The sequence below is a fragment of the Mesorhizobium sp. M0207 genome, assembly GCF_040321995.1.
In the GTDB taxonomy this organism is placed as follows: Bacteria; Pseudomonadota; Alphaproteobacteria; order Rhizobiales; family Rhizobiaceae; genus Mesorhizobium.
The window spans coordinates 180683-199352 of sequence record NZ_JAMYSQ010000002.1; the positions used below are offsets into that span (position 1 = coordinate 180683).

General features: G+C 63.8%; 20 protein-coding genes and 1 tRNA gene. 8 read left to right on the forward strand and 13 right to left on the reverse strand.

What is annotated here, in order from left to right:
* Positions 1 to 21: 21 nt before the first annotated feature.
* Together NKJ15_RS04630 and odc2 are read right to left on the reverse strand one after the other, a co-directional pair.
* A complete protein-coding gene (locus NKJ15_RS04630) occupies positions 22 to 624 on the reverse strand; it encodes a GNAT family N-acetyltransferase (RefSeq protein ID WP_352814591.1) in 603 nt (200 codons plus the stop codon).
* A 209-nt stretch (positions 625 to 833) separates the two neighbouring features.
* The gene (odc2, locus tag NKJ15_RS04635; RefSeq protein ID WP_352469558.1) at positions 834 to 1967 is read right to left on the reverse strand and encodes an ornithine/lysine decarboxylase; all 1134 of its coding nucleotides are present in this window, start codon (positions 1965 to 1967) and stop codon (positions 834 to 836) included.
* A 562-nt stretch (positions 1968 to 2529) separates the two neighbouring features.
* Between odc2 and NKJ15_RS04640 the strand changes: the two genes are divergently transcribed.
* The 4 genes from NKJ15_RS04640 (at position 2530) to NKJ15_RS04655 (ending at position 6536) form a co-directional block, all read left to right on the forward strand.
* Positions 2530 to 3729, forward strand: a complete 1200-nt coding sequence (locus NKJ15_RS04640; RefSeq protein WP_352539336.1) for an amidase — start codon at positions 2530 to 2532, stop codon at positions 3727 to 3729.
* Between the two features lies 1 nt (position 3730).
* On the forward strand, positions 3731 to 4630 hold the full coding sequence (locus NKJ15_RS04645; protein WP_352469556.1) for a LysR family transcriptional regulator: 900 nt from the start codon (positions 3731 to 3733) through the stop codon (positions 4628 to 4630).
* Between the two features lie 86 nt (positions 4631 to 4716).
* Positions 4717 to 5385, forward strand: a complete 669-nt coding sequence (locus NKJ15_RS04650; RefSeq protein ID WP_352469555.1) for a DUF1007 family protein — start codon at positions 4717 to 4719, stop codon at positions 5383 to 5385.
* Entirely contained in the window at positions 5382 to 6536 is a 1155-nt protein-coding gene (locus tag NKJ15_RS04655; RefSeq protein WP_352814593.1) for a nickel/cobalt transporter, read from the forward strand. The genes NKJ15_RS04650 and NKJ15_RS04655 overlap by 4 nt, the downstream gene beginning before the upstream one ends.
* Positions 6537 to 6561: 25 nt before the next feature.
* Here the strand turns inward: NKJ15_RS04655 and denD are convergent, their stop codons facing one another.
* The 4 genes from denD to NKJ15_RS04675 form a co-directional block, all read right to left on the reverse strand.
* Complete coding sequence (gene denD / locus NKJ15_RS04660) at positions 6562 to 7539, reverse strand: D-erythronate dehydrogenase (protein ID WP_352682541.1); 978 nt, start codon at positions 7537 to 7539, stop codon at positions 6562 to 6564.
* Position 7540: 1 nt separating this feature from the next.
* Positions 7541 to 7747 (reverse strand): hypothetical protein, encoded by a 207-nt coding sequence (locus NKJ15_RS04665; protein WP_352814326.1) that lies wholly within the window; start codon positions 7745 to 7747, stop codon positions 7541 to 7543.
* 62 nt (positions 7748 to 7809) lie between these two features.
* Positions 7810 to 8793: a cation diffusion facilitator family transporter gene (locus NKJ15_RS04670; protein WP_352814327.1), complete on the reverse strand. Its 984-nt coding sequence runs from the start codon at positions 8791 to 8793 to the stop codon at positions 7810 to 7812.
* 114 nt (positions 8794 to 8907) lie between these two features.
* Positions 8908 to 9594 carry a GNAT family N-acetyltransferase gene (locus NKJ15_RS04675; protein ID WP_352814329.1) on the reverse strand — a complete coding sequence of 229 codons (687 nt, stop codon included), beginning with the start codon at positions 9592 to 9594 and terminating at the stop codon, positions 8908 to 8910.
* Between the two features lie 83 nt (positions 9595 to 9677).
* Between NKJ15_RS04675 and NKJ15_RS04680 the strand changes: the two genes are divergently transcribed.
* Entirely contained in the window at positions 9678 to 10862 is a 1185-nt protein-coding gene (locus tag NKJ15_RS04680) for a pyridoxal phosphate-dependent aminotransferase (protein WP_352488769.1), read from the forward strand.
* Between the two features lie 22 nt (positions 10863 to 10884).
* Positions 10885 to 11265 carry a YciI family protein gene (locus NKJ15_RS04685; RefSeq protein ID WP_352488768.1) on the forward strand — a complete coding sequence of 127 codons (381 nt, stop codon included), beginning with the start codon at positions 10885 to 10887 and terminating at the stop codon, positions 11263 to 11265.
* Here the strand turns inward: NKJ15_RS04685 and NKJ15_RS04690 are convergent.
* The 4 genes from NKJ15_RS04690 to NKJ15_RS04705 form a co-directional block, all read right to left on the reverse strand.
* Entirely contained in the window at positions 11262 to 11663 is a 402-nt protein-coding gene (locus tag NKJ15_RS04690; protein ID WP_352814331.1) for a transposase, read from the reverse strand. The two genes, NKJ15_RS04685 and NKJ15_RS04690, sit on opposite strands and share 4 nt — an antisense overlap.
* A complete protein-coding gene (locus tag NKJ15_RS04695) occupies positions 11593 to 12045 on the reverse strand; it encodes a hypothetical protein (protein WP_352488765.1) in 453 nt (150 codons plus the stop codon). The genes NKJ15_RS04690 and NKJ15_RS04695 overlap by 71 nt, the downstream gene beginning before the upstream one ends.
* A 191-nt stretch (positions 12046 to 12236) precedes the next feature.
* On the reverse strand, positions 12237 to 12992 hold the full coding sequence (locus NKJ15_RS04700; protein WP_352469547.1) for an SDR family oxidoreductase: 756 nt from the start codon (positions 12990 to 12992) through the stop codon (positions 12237 to 12239).
* Positions 12993 to 13213: 221 nt separating this feature from the next.
* Positions 13214 to 13960 carry a tellurite resistance TerB family protein gene (locus NKJ15_RS04705; RefSeq protein WP_352814333.1) on the reverse strand — a complete coding sequence of 249 codons (747 nt, stop codon included), beginning with the start codon at positions 13958 to 13960 and terminating at the stop codon, positions 13214 to 13216.
* Positions 13961 to 14235: 275 nt separating this feature from the next.
* On the opposite strand from NKJ15_RS04705, the gene NKJ15_RS04710 reads away from it, so the two are divergent.
* On the forward strand, positions 14236 to 14595 hold the full coding sequence (locus NKJ15_RS04710) for a YybH family protein (protein ID WP_352814335.1): 360 nt from the start codon (positions 14236 to 14238) through the stop codon (positions 14593 to 14595).
* Positions 14596 to 14617: 22 nt separating this feature from the next.
* Here NKJ15_RS04710 and trhO read toward each other — a convergent pair whose 3' ends face one another.
* Entirely contained in the window at positions 14618 to 15538 is a 921-nt protein-coding gene (gene trhO, locus NKJ15_RS04715) for an oxygen-dependent tRNA uridine(34) hydroxylase TrhO (protein WP_502906865.1), read from the reverse strand.
* Between the two features lie 169 nt (positions 15539 to 15707).
* Between trhO and NKJ15_RS04720 the strand changes: the two genes are divergently transcribed.
* Positions 15708 to 16346 carry a 2-dehydro-3-deoxy-phosphogluconate aldolase gene (locus NKJ15_RS04720; protein ID WP_352814339.1) on the forward strand — a complete coding sequence of 213 codons (639 nt, stop codon included), beginning with the start codon at positions 15708 to 15710 and terminating at the stop codon, positions 16344 to 16346.
* 43 nt (positions 16347 to 16389) lie between these two features.
* Here the strand turns inward: NKJ15_RS04720 and NKJ15_RS04725 are convergent.
* Both NKJ15_RS04725 and mepK read right to left on the reverse strand, forming a co-directional pair.
* Positions 16390 to 16463: transfer RNA gene (locus NKJ15_RS04725), tRNA-Gln, on the reverse strand.
* An 81-nt stretch (positions 16464 to 16544) separates the two neighbouring features.
* Positions 16545 to 18398: a peptidoglycan L,D-endopeptidase MepK gene (gene mepK / locus NKJ15_RS04730; protein ID WP_352814340.1), complete on the reverse strand. Its 1854-nt coding sequence runs from the start codon at positions 18396 to 18398 to the stop codon at positions 16545 to 16547.
* Between the last annotated feature and the right edge of the window lie 272 nt (positions 18399 to 18670).

Sequence of the window (18670 nt, forward strand, 5' to 3'; positions counted from 1 at the left end):
GGGCGGCTTGTTTCTGATCCGTCACGCAGCGAGCGGCAGCCTCTGCGCCTTCAACTTGCGCCCTGCCGCCTTCAGGGTGCCTTGCGCGCCGTCGAGCGCGCCGACAACCAGTTCCCGCGCCAGCAGGCGGTGCCGCTCGTAAGGCCCCGGCATGGCCAGCGAGCCGGTCTTTGCGGCCGAAAACCCGAAGCGCTCGTAATAGGGCGCGTCGCCGACCAGCAGGATCGCCACATGGCCAAGCCGCTCGGCCTCGGTGACCGCATGGCGCATCAGCGCCGAGCCGATGCCGGCATTTTTCAGCGCCGGGTCGACCGCAAGCGGGCCGAGCAGCAGCGCTGCCGTGCCGCCCTCGCCCAGCACCACGTCCCACAGCCGCACCGTGCCGGCAACAGTGCCCGACGCATCGCGCGCGACAAAGGCAAGGCCCTCCGAAGGCCGGCGGCCGCGCCGCAGCTTTTCCGACGACTTCTTCCGGCGCTTCGGCCCCATGGCGCGATCGAGCAAAGCGTCGCGAGCGCCAACGTCGGCGGCGGTTTCGGCGACGACCGCAATCTCCCCCCTCGAGGGGGAGATGTCGCCGAAGGCGACAGAGGGGGTTGTCGCGCGTGAAGCGCCGGCCTCCATCTGCGGCGGGAGGCCGAGTCCAGTCGAACCGAACCCCTCTGGCCGCTTCGCGGCCATCTCCCCCTCGAGGGGGGAGATTCCCACGCCTTCAACGATGAGATCTGCAACGTTCATTTCCGCGATCCTTCACAAGCGGATTGTTCCACAGGCGAGCCCGGGCGGGCGACAGGCGCCCATCTCCGGATGATCTGATCGGTTCTTTCGAACCGTCAGATCACGTAGGATCGGAGAGGCTCGAAGCCGTTGAAGGCGACCGATGCATAGGTCGTCGTATAGGCGCCGGTGCCCTCGATCAGCACCTCGTCGCCGATGGTCAGCGACAAGGGCAGCGGGTACGGCGTCTTTTCGTACATCACGTCGGCCGAATCGCAGGTCGGGCCGGCGAGCACGCAAGGCGCGGTCTCGCTGCCGTCATGCGCGGTGACGATCGGGTAGCGGATCGCCTCGTCCATCGTCTCGGCGAGACCGCCGAACTTGCCGATGTCGAGGAACACCCAGCGCACATTGTCGTTATCGGCTTTCTTCGAGATCAGCACGACTTCCGACTTGATGACGCCGGCATTGCCGACCATGCCGCGGCCCGGCTCGATGATCGTCTCGGGGATCGCGTTGCCGAAATGCTTCCTGAGCGCCGAGAAGATCGCCTGGCCGTAGGCCTGCGCCACCGGCACATCCCTGAGATAGCGGGTCGGGAAGCCGCCGCCCATATTGACCATCTTCAGCACGATGCCTTCGTCGGCGAGCGTCGCGAACACCTTCTTGGCGTCGCTGAGCGCACGGTCCCAGGCGGTCAGGTCGGTCTGCTGCGAGCCGACATGGAACGACACGCCATGGGCGTCGAGGCCGAGCGCCCTGGCATGGCGCAGCACGTCGACCGCCATCGCCGGCACACAGCCGAACTTGCGCGACAGCGGCCATTCGGCGCCCTCGCCGTCGGTCAGGACGCGGCAGAACACACGGGCGCCGGGAGCGACGCGGGCGATCTTCTCGACCTCTTCGACGCAGTCCACCGCAAACAGCTTGATGCCGAGCTGGTAGGCGCGCTGGATGTCGCGCTCCTTCTTGATGGTGTTGCCGAAGGAGATGCGGTCCGCCGGCGCACCGGCGTCCATCGCCATCTCGACTTCGGCAACGGAAGCGGTGTCGAAGGACGAGCCCATCGCAGCAAGCAGGCGCAGGATTTCCGGCGCCGGATTTGCTTTCACCGCATAGTAGATCTTGGAATCGGGAAGCGCCTTCTCGAAGGCGCGGAAATTGTCGCGCACGACATCGAGATCGACGACGAGGCACGGGCCGTTCGGACGTCGGGTGGCGAGAAAGTCAAGGATGCGCTGGGTAGCCATCGGGTCTCTCCATCAGCGCCTTGCGGCGCGCACAAAGGCTTGCGGACGCGGGCTCTCGGCCTCGCGAACACGCGGTGGACAAAGGCGGGACGGAAATCCATGGAACCAGCCGGTGGAGACCCCGGAACCATGAAGCGCCGTCTCGCGGCGGTGAACCTTGGCCTTGCCCGGCCTCGGTTCGCTTTGTCTGCCTTGGCTTGGATGGGAGACCCGTCCGCACTGCCGGCAATGAAGGTGTGCCTCTTCAGTAACCCCGGTCTTTGGACGACCGGCAGAACACCAGAAAGGCCCGCACCGTCGTTGCTTCAAGGTGTCCTCGGTTGGCGGTTGGCCGCTAAACCGACTGGAGGGGTTGGCTCCAGTTACCTTACCGATTGCCCTCACCATTCGAGGATCGGCGGACACCCACAGGCACGTGCGACTTTGGGCAAGCGCGATATAAGATCGAAAGATTTCACAATCAATAAAAATCGTATGGCAGGTTGTAAAATTTGTGGCATCGAACAATGCTGCGGCAACCAGAACAACAATGCTGCGGCAAGCACATCCGGATATCGAACGCATGACAGGCACTCGCGGCCCGCTGAACGCTTTTCTCGACCTTGATCAAACCCCTGTAGCCAATGCGAAATCCGGCCCGCTTGCCGGCTTGCGGCTTGCCGTAAAGGACATCTTCGACGTCGCCGGCTACCGCACCGGCTGCGGCAATCCGCAGAAATACCGGGACGCTTCACCGGCCATGGCGACCGCGCCGGCCGTCCAGGCGCTGCTTGATTCGGGCGCCCGCTTCGTCGGCAAGACGCAGACCGACGAACTCGCATTTTCCCTGCTGGGGCTGAACGCGCATTTCCCGTCGCCCATCAACCCGGCAGCACCCGACCGCGTCACCGGCGGCTCGTCCTCCGGTTCTGCCGCGGCAGTCGCCGGCGGGCTGGCCGACATTGCAACCGGATCGGACACCGGCGGCTCGATCCGAGCGCCGGCAAGCTTCTGCGGCCTGATCGGCCTCAGGACGACGCATGGCCGTATCCCGCTCGACGGCGCCATGCCGCTGGCGCCTTCGCTGGACACATTCGGTTGGTTCGCAAGCGACATCGTCATCTACGAAAAGGTCGGCACGGTGCTGCTCGGCGACGATCCGCATTCCCATGAACTGAGACGCCCCGTCACTCTCGCTGAGCTGGACGGCCTCGTGCTCGGCCCGCACGAGGCCGACGAATATCTCGCCATGCTCCGCAGTGTCGCTTCGGTGCTGGGCGCACCGCGCAGCGTCGGCCCGCTGTCGCATTCGACCGACGATCTCTATTGGTGCTTCCGCAAGCTGCAAGGCTATGAAGCCTGGCAAAGTCACGGCGCCTGGATCGCCGGCGGCGACCGCATGCTGGGACCCGGTGTCAAGGAGCGTTTCGAGCACGGCGCGACAATCGACGCGGCAACCGCGCAATGTGAAACGGAACGTCGCGTTTCGTTTCGCCTCGAACTGGCCGGCCTGCTTGGCGACGACGGCGTTCTTGTGCTTCCGACCGCTCCTGGTGCCGCGCCGCTCAAGGCCGCGTCATTCGACGATTTGCAGACCTATCGCGAGCGGGCGCTGAGACTGCTCTGCCTTTCCGGCCTGTCCGGCTTTCCGCAAATCACGCTGCCGCTCGGCAAGACCGGCGGGGCGCCGTTCGGCCTTTCGCTGCTCGGTCCGAAGAACAGCGACCGGCAGTTGATTGCGCTGGCCGCCCGCATCCTTTCGGCCCACCAAGGAGGCGCATGACATGGATACGCTGACCCGCATGCGCGCCTTCATCGACGTGGTCGAGGCCGAAGGATTTTCGGCGGCGGCGCGCAAGATCGGCCGCTCGAAGGCGCTATTGTCGAAATATGTGCGCGAGCTGGAGGACGAGCTCGGCGCGCTGCTGCTCAACCGCACCACCAGGCAGTTTTCCCTGACCGAGGCCGGCCACACCTATTACCGGCGCGCCTCGGAGATCGTGCGCGAGGTCGACAGCCTTGCCGATGCGGTGCGCGAATCCTCCGGCGACGTGCGCGGCAGGATCAAGCTGTCGGCGCCGCGCACCTTTGCCGACGCGCCGATCGGCCAGTCGCTGATCGACTTCGCCAAGCAGCACCCCGACATCGTGCTCGACATCCATCTCGACGACCGTTTCGTCGATCTGGTCGAGGAGGGCTTCGATCTGGCGGTGCGCATTTCGCGGCTGGAAAATTCCTCGTTGATCGCCAGGCGCCTGGCGCCATTTTCGGTACGGCTTTGCGCGTCTCCTGAACTGATCGCCAGGCACGGCATGCCGGTCAGGCCGCAAGACCTTGCCCGCGTGCCTTGCATCATCGACACCAATGGGCGCTGGCTCACCAACTGGCCGTTCAAAGGCGACAGCGGCGATACGGTGAGCGTTTCGGTTTCCGGCCCGATCGAGGTCAACAGCCCGATGGCGGCAAGGGCCGCTGCCGTGGCTGGATTGGGATTTTCCGTCCTGCCGGATTTCATCGCCGCGCCCGACATCGAAAGCGGCAAGCTGCTGACTGCGCTGGATGACCGCATTCTGCCCGGCGGCGGCATTTTTGCCGTCTATCCGCACCGGCGCTATCTGCCTGCAAAAGTTCGCGTTTTCGTCGACTTCCTGGTGCAGTGGTTCAAGACGCTGGACAACGCATGAGCTTTCAGCCGCGTTGCGGTCCCATTTTCGCCCGCTTTCTGGTAACTGTCGGCAATTCACCGAAGCCGATTGAATCGCGACCGAGAATGCACCTGAAACGGCAAGCAATCATGCTGGCTTCGGCCTTGACCGCGACGTTTGCCGCCGTCGGACCGGCTGAGGTGCATCCCCACGTCTTCGCCGAAGCCCGCCTCGAAGTGGTCCTCGGCCCGGATCACCAAACTGTGAAGGCATTGCGTCATGTCTGGCGCTTCGACGATTTGTTTTCGAGCACGGTGATGATGGAGTTCGACAAGAATTCCGACCTGAAACTCGACGACAAGGAGCTGAAGGATGTCGCCGACACCGTCCATGCCTCGCTTGCCGAATTCAACTATTTCCAGCTCGTCACCGTCGACGGCAAGGACGTGGCAATGACCCCGCCGCCGCATTTGATGGCCAATTTCGACAATGACCAGTTGATCATCCTGTTTGAATCTGAACCGAAGGTACCGATCAAACTGAGCGGCAAGATAGATATCGGCGTCTACGACCCGACCTTCTACACCGCGATCGATTTCACCGAGGATGCCAATCTGCAGGTCGATGGGTTGCCGCCGACCTGCACCAGCAAGGTTGTCCGCCCGAACCCGGACGAGGCGATCGCCCAGAACCAGAAGACCCTGACCGAGGCCTTCTTCAACGATCCGACAGGCACCGACATGAGCAAGATCTTTGCCACCAAGCTTGAACTGACCTGTCAGCCGGAAGGATAGATCCAGTGACCAAACCGTCCCTGCGTTTGGCATTCGGTCTTCTGGCCGCCGCCTTTGTGATGACGCACTTTCTCGGCTCCGCCCACGCCCAGAGTTCACTCGGCATCGGCACCAATGACGGCATGGCTCCAACCGCCACCGGCCCGTTCGCCCACATCCTGATGTGGATCAATCTGCGCCAGCAGGAATTCTATCATGCGCTTGCCGGCGCGATGAAGGCGATGCGCCAGGACGGCAGCAAGTTGTGGCTGCTCATCGGCCTGTCCTTTGCCTATGGCATTTTCCACGCCGCCGGCCCCGGTCACGGCAAGGCGGTGATCTCTTCCTACATGGTGGCCAATGAAGTGGCGCTCCGGCGCGGCATCATGCTGTCCTTCGTCTCGGCCCTGCTGCAGGCGCTGACCGCGATCGTGGTGATGCTGGTCGCCTATTTCTTGCTGCGCGGCACTGCCGTCTCGATGACAGACGCCGCATGGTTCCTTGAAATCATGAGCTATGTCTTCGTCACTCTGTTCGGCGCCTGGCTGCTGTGGCGCAAGGCCGGCCCGGCCATCCTTCGCCTGTTCGGCGCAAATCCGGGCTACAGCCTCTCGGCTGCCCATGCCGGCCATTCACATGCCGGCCATTCACATTCCGCGCATGCCCATGCGGCACATTCCCACGCGCTTGATGCGCATGACCACCACGATCATGCGCATGACCATCATGACCACGGCGCCCACGACCACGCCCATGCTGCGCACGATCACCACAGCCATGCGGCGGGCGAGGTCTGCGAGACCTGCGGGCACTCGCATGCGCCCGACCCGGCGCTGCTTTCTGGCGATCGCTTCGATTGGCGCACGGCCTGGTCAGCTGTCGCTGCCGTCGGCATCCGCCCCTGTTCCGGCGCGCTGATCGTGCTGAGCTTCGCCCTGCTGAACGGGCTATGGTTCGGCGGCATCCTGTCGGTGCTGGCCATGGCCCTCGGCACCGCAATCACCGTCTCGGCTCTGGCGACTCTTGCGGTGACCGCGAAGAACTGGGCGGTGTATTTCGCCGGCGACGGCCGCATGGGCAACCGCATCCATTCCTTCGTCGAGATCGGCGGCGCCGCCTTCGTCTTCCTGTTCGGCCTGCTGCTGCTTTCGGCCAGCCTGACTGGCGCCTGACCTCGTTGCGTCCGATCGGGGCGCTTTAACTAGGGATATTGCCCCCCAACTCGTCTTCGATATGGACGCGGATGATCTCGTCGAAGCTCGTTTCGGCGGCAAAGCCAAGCTCCCTCGAGCGCCGCGCCTCGAAGCGCGTCGGCCAGCCCTTGACGATCGCCCAGATCGTCTCGTCGGGCTCCTCGCGGATCAGTTTCACCGCCTTGGCGCCGGCGACCCGTTCCAGCGCTTCGATCTGTTCGCCGACGCTGACGGCGACGCCCGGCATCGTCAGGTTGCGGCGTGGGCCGACGGCGGTACCGTCGATCTGAGCCGCATGGATCAGGAAATTCACCGCCGAACGCGGGCTGGCGTGTGTGTGTATGACCGAGCGCGGCACCGGCAGGATCGCTTCATGGCCGCTCAGCGGCTCGCGGATGATACCGGAGAAGAACCCTGAGGCCGCCTTGTTCGGCTTTCCCGGCCTGACGCAGATGGTCGGCAGCCTGATACCGATGCCGTCGAAGAAACCGCGGCGCGTATAGTCGGCAAGCAGCGCCTCGCCGATCAGCTTCTGCGTGCCGTAGGAGGTCAGCGGCGTCGGGTGGAACTCGTCCGGAATGATGTCGGGAAACGGTGCGCCGAACACGGCGATCGACGAGGTGAAGACGACGCGTGGCGTATAGGCGGCCAAGCGGATGGCATCGAACAGCGCCCTGGTGCCGTCGAGATTGACGCGATAGCCGAGATCGAAATTGGCCTCCGCCTCACCCGACACCACGCCGGCGAGATGGAAGATCACGTCGGGGCGCGGCGCGACCAGATTTGCGGTCGCTCCCGGTGCGGCAAGGTCGCCGGTGTGGAGGGTAATGCTGACACCTTCGAGCACCGGCGCTTGCGGCGGCACGATATCGTGAAGATCGAGCGCGGCGATCTTGCGGCCGCCGAGCGTCCCGTCCTTGGCCAACCTGGCGATGAGTTTGCGGCCGACCATGCCTGCCGCGCCGGTAATCAGAATGCGCATGTCACTTTCCCTTTTTGCGCTGGCTGCGGCTACGCAGCCATAACACGACGAAGATTGCCACCATGAAGATCGCCGCGACGACGCCGGCAAGAACCGTCGAGACCTTGCCGACCGCCAGCATCACTGTTGGAAGATAATAGGCTGCGATGCCGAACAGCAGCAAAACCCAGGCGGCGCCGATCGCCGCATTGCGGGTGTCGCGGTCCATCACGCGGCGCCAGGGTGGCGAGAGTTCATGTCGATCGTTGCCAATGCCCAGAACTCCCGAAGTCAGTGATAATGGCCGCGGTGCGGTGCCGCATCATGCGCGTGATCGTGCTCGTCATCATGCTCATGGCTGTCGGCACATCGGCCGAATTCCGGTTCGACCGTGGCATGGGCTATGCCATGTTCCGCCGCAAGCCGCTTCTTGATCGCGCTTACCGCCATATGCGCGTCGACGCCGTCATTGAGGCAGGCATGCAACGTCGCCATGTTGCTGGAACCGTCGAGCGACCAGACATGCATGTGATGCACCTCGCGCACGCCCTTGACCGAGCCTTCGATGTCCCTGGCGATCAGGTCGCGGTCGAGGCTTGCCGGCACGCCCTCGAGCAGGACGTGGGCGGCCTCGCGCATCAGCGACCAGGCCGTGGACAGGATCAGCAGCGCGACAAGCACCGACAGGATCGGATCGATGGGCGTCCAGCCCGTCGCCAGGATCACCAGCGCCGCCACGATCGCCGCCGCCGAGCCAAGCAGATCGCCGAGCACATGCAGGATGGCGCCACGCATGTTCAGGCTGCCGCGATCGCCGCCATGCAGCACGTAGAAAGAGCCGATATTGACCGCAAGGCCGGCGATGGCAACGACCAGCATCGGCCCGCCGAGCACGGGCTCAGGCGTCAGCAAACGCCCCCAGGCCTCATAGACGATCCACAGCGCGATGGCGAAGATGGCGATGCCGTTGGTGTAGGCGACCAGTGTCTTGACCCGGCCGAAACCATAGGTGAGGCGCACGGTTGCCGGCCGGCCCGCAAGATGGAAGGCATACCAGGCAAGCCCGAGCGCAACGCAATCGGCAAGCATGTGGCCGGCATCCGCCAGCAGCGCAAGCGATCCCGTCAGGAGACCGCCAAGCGTTTCGACGACCATGAAGCCGGCGGTCAGGCAGGCCGCGATCAGCACGCGCTTCTTGTCGGTCGAGCCGTGCACATGCCCGGCACCGTGACTTTGGTCGTGGCCCTGTGCAGCATGGTCGTGGGTATGCGCCATCTATGAGCTCCTGCTAGAGCCTGGTCCATCCCGGCAGAATCGGGATGGAGGCTCTATCTTTTTATTTGACCATGATCTTTTCCGAAAACCGGATACCACTTTTCGGGAGCATGGTCAGACGCCGAACTTGGCGCGAAAATCCTCGAGCCGCCGCTTCTGCTGGCCATCGCTGTCGAAATTGGCCGGATCGAGCCACGCCTCATAGGCTCTGCGCAGATCAGGCCATTCCTTGTCGATGATCGAATACCACGCGGTATCGCGGTTTTCGCCCTTGACCACAAGATGCTGACGGAAAATGCCCTCGAACTTGAAGCCGAAACGTTCCGCCGCGCGCTTCGACGGCTCGTTGCGGTTGTTGCATTTCCATTCGTAGCGGCGGTAGCCAAGCTCGTCGAAGACGTACTTCATGAACAGGAACTGCGCTTCCGTCGCCGCCGGCTTTCGCGAGATCAGCGGACCCCAATAGATGTTGCCGATCTCGATGACGCCGTAGGCGGCGTCGATGCGCATCAGCGTCTGCCGCCCGGCAACCTTGCCGCTGGCCTTGTCGATGACCGTGAAGAACAGCGGGTCTTCGCTGGCTTCTGCCTTGTCCAGCCACGGCTGGAAGGCGGCACGGCTCTCCGGCGGGTAGTCTGGCAGCCAGGCGAAGCGGCCGTCGACATCGGCCACCGACGAGGCCTCAAACAGGCCGTCGCCGTGCTTTTCGGCGTTGAGCGGCTCCAGCCTGACAGTTCGCCCCTCCAGCACCTTGCGTTCGGGCCGCGGGCGCGGTTGCCAATTCTTGAGATTTTCCGACACCGAAAACTCCAATCCGTTTGACTTTTGCGGGCGGACGCTCACAAAAACGCACGCTCGCTGAAAGAACCACACGGACGGGAAAAATGCTCCACACGATTTCGGCCTTCGACCGCCTCGGCGAGGAGAATGCGTTCGCGGTGCTGGCGCGTGCCACGGCACTTGCCCACCAGGGCCGCGACATTGTCAATCTCGGCATCGGCCAGCCCGACTTCAAGACGCCGCAGCACATCGTCGAGGCCGCGATCAAGGCGCTACGCGATGGCCATCACGGCTATACGCCGGCCAACGGACTGCTGGCGACGCGCGAAGCGGTGGTACGCCGCACGCTGGCCACCACCGGCGTCGAAGTCTCGCCGGAAGCGGTGATGATCCTGCCCGGCGGCAAGCCGACCATGTTCGCGGCCATCCTGATGTTCGGCGAGCCGGGCGCCGAAATTCTCTATCCCGATCCCGGCTTTCCGATCTACCGCTCGATGATCGAGTTCACCGGTGCTGCCCCCATCCCGGTGCCGATGCGCGAGGAGAACGGCTTTGCCTTTTCGGCTGCGGAGACCTTGGCGCTGATCACCCCGAAGACCAGGCTGCTGATCCTCAACTCGCCCGCCAATCCGACCGGCGGCGTCACGCCTCGCGCCGAGATCGAAAAGCTGGTCAGGGGGCTGCAAGCGCACCCGGACGTCGCCATCCTCTCCGACGAGATCTACGACGTGATGACCTATGACGGCGAGACGCACTGCTCGCTGCTCGCCTTCCCCGAAATCCGCGACCGGCTGATCGTGCTCAACGGCTGGTCGAAGACCTGGGCGATGACCGGTTGGCGCATGGGCTGGTCGATCTGGCCGAATGGCGACAAGGGCGCGCATCTCTACGACAAGGTGCGCAAGCTGGCGGTCAATTGCTGGTCCTGCGTCAACGCGCCGAGCCAGTATGCCGGCATAGCCGCCATCGACGGCCCGCAGGACGACGTCGACAAGATGATGCGCGCCTTCGACCGCCGCAGGAAGGTCGTGGTCGAGGGGTTGAATGCCTTGCCCGGCGTTTCCTGCATTACGCCGAAAGGCGCCTTCTATGCCTTCCCCAATGTTTCCAAGACCGGCTGGAAGGCCAAGAAGCTCGCCTCGGCGCTGCTCGAGGATGCCGGCGTGGCGCTGATCGGCGGCCCCGATTTCGGCATTCTCGGCGAAGGCTATGTCAGGCTGTCCTACGCCAATTCCGAGGAGAACATCCTGCGCGCGCTGGAGCGGATCGAGGCGTTCCTGGCGAAGTGAGGACGACGATAGGAGAAGCCACATGTTCTATGCCATTCTTGCCTATCACGAGGAAGAAGCGATTACGGCACTGACGCCTGAGCAGGATGCGGCGCTGATGACCGATCTTCTCCAGATCAACGATCGGCTCTACCGCCAAGGCACCCTTGGGCCGGCGGCCCGGCTCGGCGCGACACAAGACGCCTGCACCTTGCGCGGGCCAGGCACCGGAATGGTTATCGACGGCCCCTTCGCCGAGACCAAGGAACAATTGCTGGGGCTCTATGTCGTCGACTGCGCCAACCGTGACGCCGCCATCGACATTGCGCGCGACCTTCGCCGTGTCAATCCGACCGCCGTCTACGAAATCCGCCCGATTTCGCTATATTTACCCGGCGTGCCGCTTCCGGTCACCCAGCCCTAGGACGTAGACTCATAGCTACGTGGCCAGATGCGGATTGCGACGAGTTTTAGGGCGGCAAGAAAGTTCTCAGCCAGCTTGTCGTAGCGCGTCGCGATGCGACGGAACTGTTTGGCTTTGTTGAAGAAGCGCTCGATCAGGTTACGGGCTTTGTATAGGAAGGGCTGAAGCAGATCGGGGCCTTGCGATAGGCATTGGGGGATATTGGCCCAAGTGTTCTGGTCGGTGATGGCAGTGCGCAATGCGTTGGCATCGTAGCCCTTGTCGGCGAGCAGCATCGCACTTTCAGGCAAATCTTTGATCAAGTCCGCTGCGGAGGCAGACATTTGGCTATGAAAGTGACGTCCAGACCACACTCTCAAGATCGGGAGAGTAGCGGGCGATGATAGCCTCTTGATCATGTTCCTGCGTGAGAATTATCTGCTTCCCAGTAGCGTCACCGAGCAATCGCATAAAGCGGTCAAGCTTCTCAACCTCGGTTTTTCCGCTGACTTGCCTTGGATCGAAGTCGAACTCAATTTCGACAGCGCTGAAGAAGTGACATGCAAGCTGGATTGGCCCGACGTAGAAAGACAGTAAGCTGCCTGTTTCGCTTTCCAGGGCCGCTTCGACGCCCAATGGCATCGACTCGATCTTGCCGGAGACACTGAAACTAGCAGGCGGGGTCCATTCGAGGAGGATGTCCCAGACGACCTGCCAATCTGCCTCAGACGTGTTCAGAACGTAGATGTCTCGCCAGGAGCCGTCCCAAGCGAAATCCGATGCTATCTGTTCCCAATTCATGCATGAACCATTCTCAATGACTGCAGTTCTAGCATGACATGTGCCATGACCGCTTTCCACAAATCCCAAGCCCGCTTTCCACCTATCCCGGTCATTCCGCATTTATGAGTTTACGGCCTAGTCTAGTGCATGTCGCCCAAAGTGCGCAGCGGTTTTGGGACAACGACATGTATACAACCTGGACCGGTTGCCTACCCTCGCCCGACAAACGGCATCTTCGTCGCCATCACGGTCATGAACAGCACGTTCGCGTCGAGCGGCAGGCTGGCCATATGGAGGACGGCATCGGCGACGCGCTCGACATCCATCACCGCTTCGGCGGCAATGGTGCCGTTGGCTTGCGGCACGCCGACCGTCATCGCCTGCGCCATGTCGGTCAGCGCGTTGCCGATGTCGATCTGGCCGCAAGCAATGTCGAAGGGCCTGCCGTCCAGCGCCAGCGTCCTGGTCAGCCCGGTGATGGCGTGCTTGGTCGCCGTATAGGGCACCGAGCCCGGCCGTGGCGCATAGGCCGATACCGAGCCGTTGTTGATGATGCGGCCGCCCATCGGCTGCTGCCTGCGCATGGCGCCGAACGCGGCGCGAGCACACAGGAACGAGCCGGTGAGATTGACCCCGACGATGTCGTTCCACACGTCGACCGGGATGTCGTCGATCAATGTCGATTTGTAGCTCGTGCCGGCATTGTTGAAGAGCAGGTCGACGCGCCCGAAAGCCGCAGCCACCGTCTCGAACAGATCGTCGACCTGATCGGCCTTGCTGATGTCGCAGGCGAAGGCCAATGCCTTGGCCTGCGTCGGCCCGGCCGCGGCGATCGCATCCTCCAGCACCGGCTTGCGGCGACCGCAGAAGACCGTATTCCAGCCGGCCTTGAGCAGCGCCGTGGCGACGCTTTTGCCGATGCCCGTGCCGGCGCCGGTGACGATGGCGGTTTTATAGTCGGTCATGGCTGTACTCCCTGAAAGGGATGAGGCATCGCAAATGACGGGAACCATGGCAAGCCGGCCCAAAGCCTGTGCTCACAAAAAGGGCGGCCGTTGGCGACCGCCCCTGATCCGAACCGGGCATGGGAGGAGGAAAACCGATCCGACTGACTGAAATCATGCGCTCACCGGATTAACGAGAAGCTAACGCCAACGGTGCCGAGCTCCGAGGCTTCCTCTTCGAGCTACCAGCGCGAGCCTGCGACCGGCTTGGCCGTGCTGCCCGCTGCCGGCACCTTCGCCGCCGTCACCGTCGCCTCGACATGGTCGACCAGCGCATCCGGCAGGCCGAGACGGCCGGCAAGCAGGTCGAGATAGCCGCGTTCGGCCCGCGTGTCCGGATCGATGGCAAGACGCGAGGCGGTGTAGAGTTCCAGCTTTTGCGCATCGGTCTTGGCCCCGGCGATCAGCACATCCAGATCGAGCGGCGCCTCCAGTTCCGACATCAGGAATTTCTCCGCTTCGGCGCCGACGCCGGCGAGGCTGAGCTTGCCGGCGATGTTCTGCCGCTCTTCGTCATCGACGTGACCGTCGGCCTTCGCCGCCGAGATCATCGCCCTGACCAGCGTCAGCGTGAATTCGTCTTCGCCCTGCGGCGCTTGCGACGGATGGAAGGCGGTATCGGCCGGCGGCGGCAGCAATTCCGGTTCGCCTGCAGCTTGCGTCTCGGCCGGCGCGTTGCCGTTCTTGTAGTTCTGGTAGGCCTTGTAGGCGAGGCCGCCGATCGCAGCCAACCCACCAAGCTTCACCGCCGCACCGGTGACCTGGCGGCCTGGGCCGGTTCCGAGCAGCACCGCGGCCAGCGCGCCGGCGGCAAGCGGATTGTCCTTGGCCATCTGCACCGCCTGCCCCGCCTTGTCGCGGACAGTCGATCCGGTGCCGGGAACTTGCGAGCCGAGCAGATCGTCGAGGAGCTTCTTGGGATCGAACATCAATGCCTCCAGAATTGGCCCGGCCGAAGGTGCGCGGGCAGGTTTGCACGTCGAAGACCTAGGTCCCGCAGTTTGACATTACAATGACGCGGCGCGTCCTTTTGCCCGCTGCCACGCATGACCTCGCACCGACATCTGCTTGTATCTCACGCGGAAATTACAGTGCTGCAGCCTCCTTCCGCGTCAAAAAACGCGCGGCGCTGTGGACATCGGACGTGTCGAAACCAGCTTCGACTTCGGTAATGTCGCGGCATGTCGCTTGAGAGGAGCCTGGCATGACCGATGAGACAGACCGCCAGCCGGCACGCGATCCCCAGGAGCTGGAGCGCCTGCTGATTTCGCGGCAATGGGTCGGAGACATTGACGGCATGGCCGCGCTTTTCGAGCCACATGCAGTCATCAACAGCGGTGGCGGACACCTGACGTTCGGCCGCGAAGCCATCCGGGCGCTGTTCGCGGAGATCACCGCAACCGGCCGAAAATTTCAGTCCGGAGATCAGCGCCCGGCTGTCGTCAATGGCGACCTGGCGCTGACCTCGACCCGGCTTCCCGACGGCACCATCACCACCGAGGTCGCGCGCCGGCAGAGCGACGGGACATGGCTGTGGGTCATCGATCGTTTCTCTATTGCTTGACGTGAAGTTGCTTAACGTGAAGCTAACTTCCGATGTGGCGGTCGCCGCGTGCTTGCGCCAGCTCGACCTGGTGCTGGCGCTCGGCGTAGCGGGCGCGATCTTCGTCCGAGCGGGCATCGAAGCAATGCGGGCATGAAACGCCGGTGGCATATTGCGGCGACAGCCGGTCTTCCGCGGCTAGCGGATGCCGGCAGGCGCGGCAGAGTTCGGCCTCGCCTTCGACCAGCCCGTGCGATACCGAAACGCGCTCGTCGAAGACGAAGCATTCGCCTTGCCAGAGGCTCTGTTCGGCGGGCACATCCTCGAGATATTTCAGAATGCCGCCTTTGAGGTGGAACACATCCTCCAAACCGAGCGACTTCACATAGGCCGTCGCTTTCTCGCAGCGAATGCCGCCGGTGCAGAACATGGCGACCTTGCGCCCGTCGAGCTCGTGCCGATGCTGCTCGACCCAGGCCGGGAATTCGCGGAAGCTGTTGGTGGCAGGATCGACAGCGCCCTTGAAGGTGCCGAGCGACACCTCGTAGGCGTTGCGCGTGTCGATGACGATGGTGCCCGTATCCGAGATCAGTGCATTCCAGTCGGCCGGCGCGACATAGGTGCCTGCACCTGCCGCCGGATCGATATTCTCCACGCCCATGGTGACGATCTCGCGCTTCAACCGCACCTTCATGCGATGGAACGGCATCGTTGCGGCGCTGCTGTATTTGATCTCGAGGCCGGCGAGACCGTCGATGGATTCGAGATGATCGATGAGCGCCGCGATTGCCGTTTCACTGCCGGCGACCGTGGCGTTGATGCCCTCACGCGCCAACAGCAGCGTGCCTTTGATGCCGCGTGCGCAGCAGAAGGCGGCGAGCGGCGCGCGCAGCGCCTCGAAGGTGTCGAGCCGGGCGAAGCGGTAAAGCGCGGCAACGCGGAAGGCTTGGCTGGGAAGTGTCATCACCAAGCCACTAGACGCTCACGACAGCCGGATCAAGGCGGAGCCGAGAGCGGTCTGATCGCGACGGGTTTCGAACACCACGCGTGACATCGCGACACGCCGCGTTTCGTGGACAGAAAAACCTCCTTCTGCTAACCGGTCGACTTGATCAACAGAGGAGAGACGACGAATGCCCAGCACGACCGAAAAGCTCCTGTCGCTCCTCAACGGCCAGCCGGTCATACCGGTGCTGAAGATCGCCAATCCCGCCGACGCGGTGCCGCTGGCCCGGGCGCTGGCCCGCGGCGGCCTGCCGGCGATCGAGATCACGCTGCGCACCGCCGACGCGCTGGAGGCGATCCGCCGGGTGGCGGGCGAGGTTGAAGAGGCCGTCCTCGGCGCCGGCACCATCCTGGACGCCCGCCAGTTCGGCGAGGCGGCGGCCGCCGGTTCGAAGTTCATCGTCAGCCCCGGCATCACCCGCGAGCTTCTCGCGGCAGCCAAGGACAGCGACGTGCCGTTGCTGCCCGGCGCCATCACGCCGGGAGAGGTCATGGCCGCCCGCGAAGCCGGCCTGCGCTTTCTGAAATTCTTCCCGGCCGAACAGTCGGGCGGCATCGCTTCGCTCAAGGCTTTCGCCTCGCCGCTTGCCGACGTGAAATTCTGCCCGACCGGCGGTATCACCGGCAAGAATGCCGCGGACTACCTCAGCCTGCCCAACGTCATCTGCGTCGGCGGTTCCTGGGTGGCGCCGGACGATCTGGTCAAGGCCGGCAAATGGGACGAGATCGAAGCCTTGGCGCGCGCGGCAAGCAAGCTCGGGCGCTAGCATCTTCTGCATCAAAAGCCGCCGCCGATCTGGTTCGCCGGGCTGGTTCCCGCTCATGGGCTCGAACCACGATTCACGCCTTCAAAGGGCGCTGTCCTACCATTAGACGAAGCGGGAGAATGCCGACCAGTGGTTAGCATCCCTGGATGAAGGAAGCCAGTGCCGGCGGTGGAGGCCGCGCGAGGTGCCCAGCGCGGCCTACTCGGTCTTGAAGCGGGCAACCGACATGAACTTGACGGCTTTGCCGGTGAACCGGTTTGCGTCGGCCATCTCGTTGCCCGGCTGGAAGCCTATCGTATAGACCTCGCTCGGTGCCGTACGGACGAAGTCGTAGGCGTAGCGCGGCGCCGTTGTCGCATCTGAAACGGTTGCGACATACTCACCGCTGTGCAGCGCCCACCGGGCGGCCTGCGGCGCGGCGGCGACCACCACCGGCTTGGGGCCGGGCTTCAGGTCGCGGGCGGTGGCCCTGGGTTCCTTGCGTGTGGTCTTCACGCCTGCACCGATGACGGCGGCCGGATCGGAGCCGGCCGGGCGGGCAACGATGGCCTCGCGCGGCGATGCCCCGTCGCTCGATGCCCCGTCGTCGCTCGCCGGTTCCTCGAACACCGATGCTTGCTCGGAAAGCGACGCGACCTTGTATTCGTCGGTCGCGCTGACCCTTTCCAGAACGGCCTTGACCTCGTCGGGCTGGGAACTGTCGGGCCGCGCCGACGGCAACACCGAGAATGCGTCGGTGGCGGTGTTGCTCCGCTCGGCCGCACTCGCCAGCGCCAGCAACACTTGCTTGTCCTGCGGCGCAAGACTAGCAGGCGAAAGATCGGCCGGCAGCGAATGATCGGGCCGCCAGCTCGGCACGGGAATGTTGTTTGCAGCGACCTGCACCGGGCCGGCCGCAGCAGACGGGTCTGCTATGCCGAACGGAACATTTGCCGGCGCCACACTTGCCGGCGCTTGTGCGGTCGCCACCGCCTGTTCAGTCGATCCAGCCGCATCCGCCACGCCGAACGGAACGTTCTCAGGCGGCTGGCCGCCGACGTCCGTCTTCGGGCGCGGAGCAAAATCCGGCAGCGGGATGCTGCGGGCAGGCAATGCCGCGATGATCGTCTCCGGCGTGTCGTTCTCCGGTTCAGGCGCAGGCGCCGGAGCATCGGCGACTTCCGGAATCTGAGCGCGCTTGGCATCCTGAGGCGCGACGATGGCAATGCCAGGCAGGTTGCTGCTCTTGGCGGACGGCGCCGGCTTCACGTTACGGGGCTTTGGCGCCGGCTCGGCCATCGCCACGTCGGCGCTGTCGTCCGCCTCGTCGTCGCCACCGCCGAACAAGGCTGCCAGGAACCCGCGGGATTTCTTGCCGCCGCCGCTTGCGCTGGCCAGTTCGATGGCCGGCGCACCGGCGCCCTTGCGGGCCTTGTAGGAGGCGAGCGCCTGTTGATAACCAGGCAGCGGCTTGCCGTCGCTCGGCACATGCAGCGTCTTGCCGTTGGGGAACACGCGCGCCAGTTCCTGGCGGCTGATGCCGGGCCAGTGGCGCACATTGCCGACATCCATATGCACGAAGGGCGAGCCGGAGCTGGGGTAGTAGCCGACGCCGCCGCCCTGCATCCTGAGGCCGATGTCACGCAGCTTCTTCAATGGGACACCGGGAATGTAGAAATCCATCGCCCTGCCGAGCATGTGCTGGCTCTTCTCGGCGACGCCCCTGCTGCGGCTGCGCAGCATCGAATTCGTGGCCGGCGAACGATAGCCGCAGACGACCTGGATGTAATCGGTGGCGCCGCTCTCCCGATACGCTTCCCAGACCAGGTCCAGCAGGCGCGGATCCATCTTGGTCGGCTCGTTGCGGCGCCAGTCGCGCAGGATGATGTTGATCTTTCGCAAGCCCGCCTGGTCGTAGCGGCCATTACGCTTGTAGACGATCTCCGCCTTTTCATGCGTGTGGAGATGATAGAGCTTCAGCGAACGTGTCTCGGCGCTGGCGCCGGTTGCCGCCGCTGCAAGGAACCCGACAGCAACAATCACCGCTGCCAGCCATCTCGGCCAGACGCTCATGTGATAATGCCGCCCGTTTTCGTGTCGTTCGATTCTGTTCAAATCAAAAGGCCTTGCAGGCTGCCGTTTTGTCCCCGGATTTGACCAAACGGATGCGTGGTGTGTGCATCCGAATATCGATCCTAATGGTTAATCATCGCTTATTGAAGCCGAAATGCGGTAACACGGTGGCGATATCCCGCCCAAAATATTGCGCAGGATATCTTGGTAAACCGCTGGTTTAGATCATGTTTTGGCGCCAGCTCGAAACACGATCTGTTACCGTCCGCCTT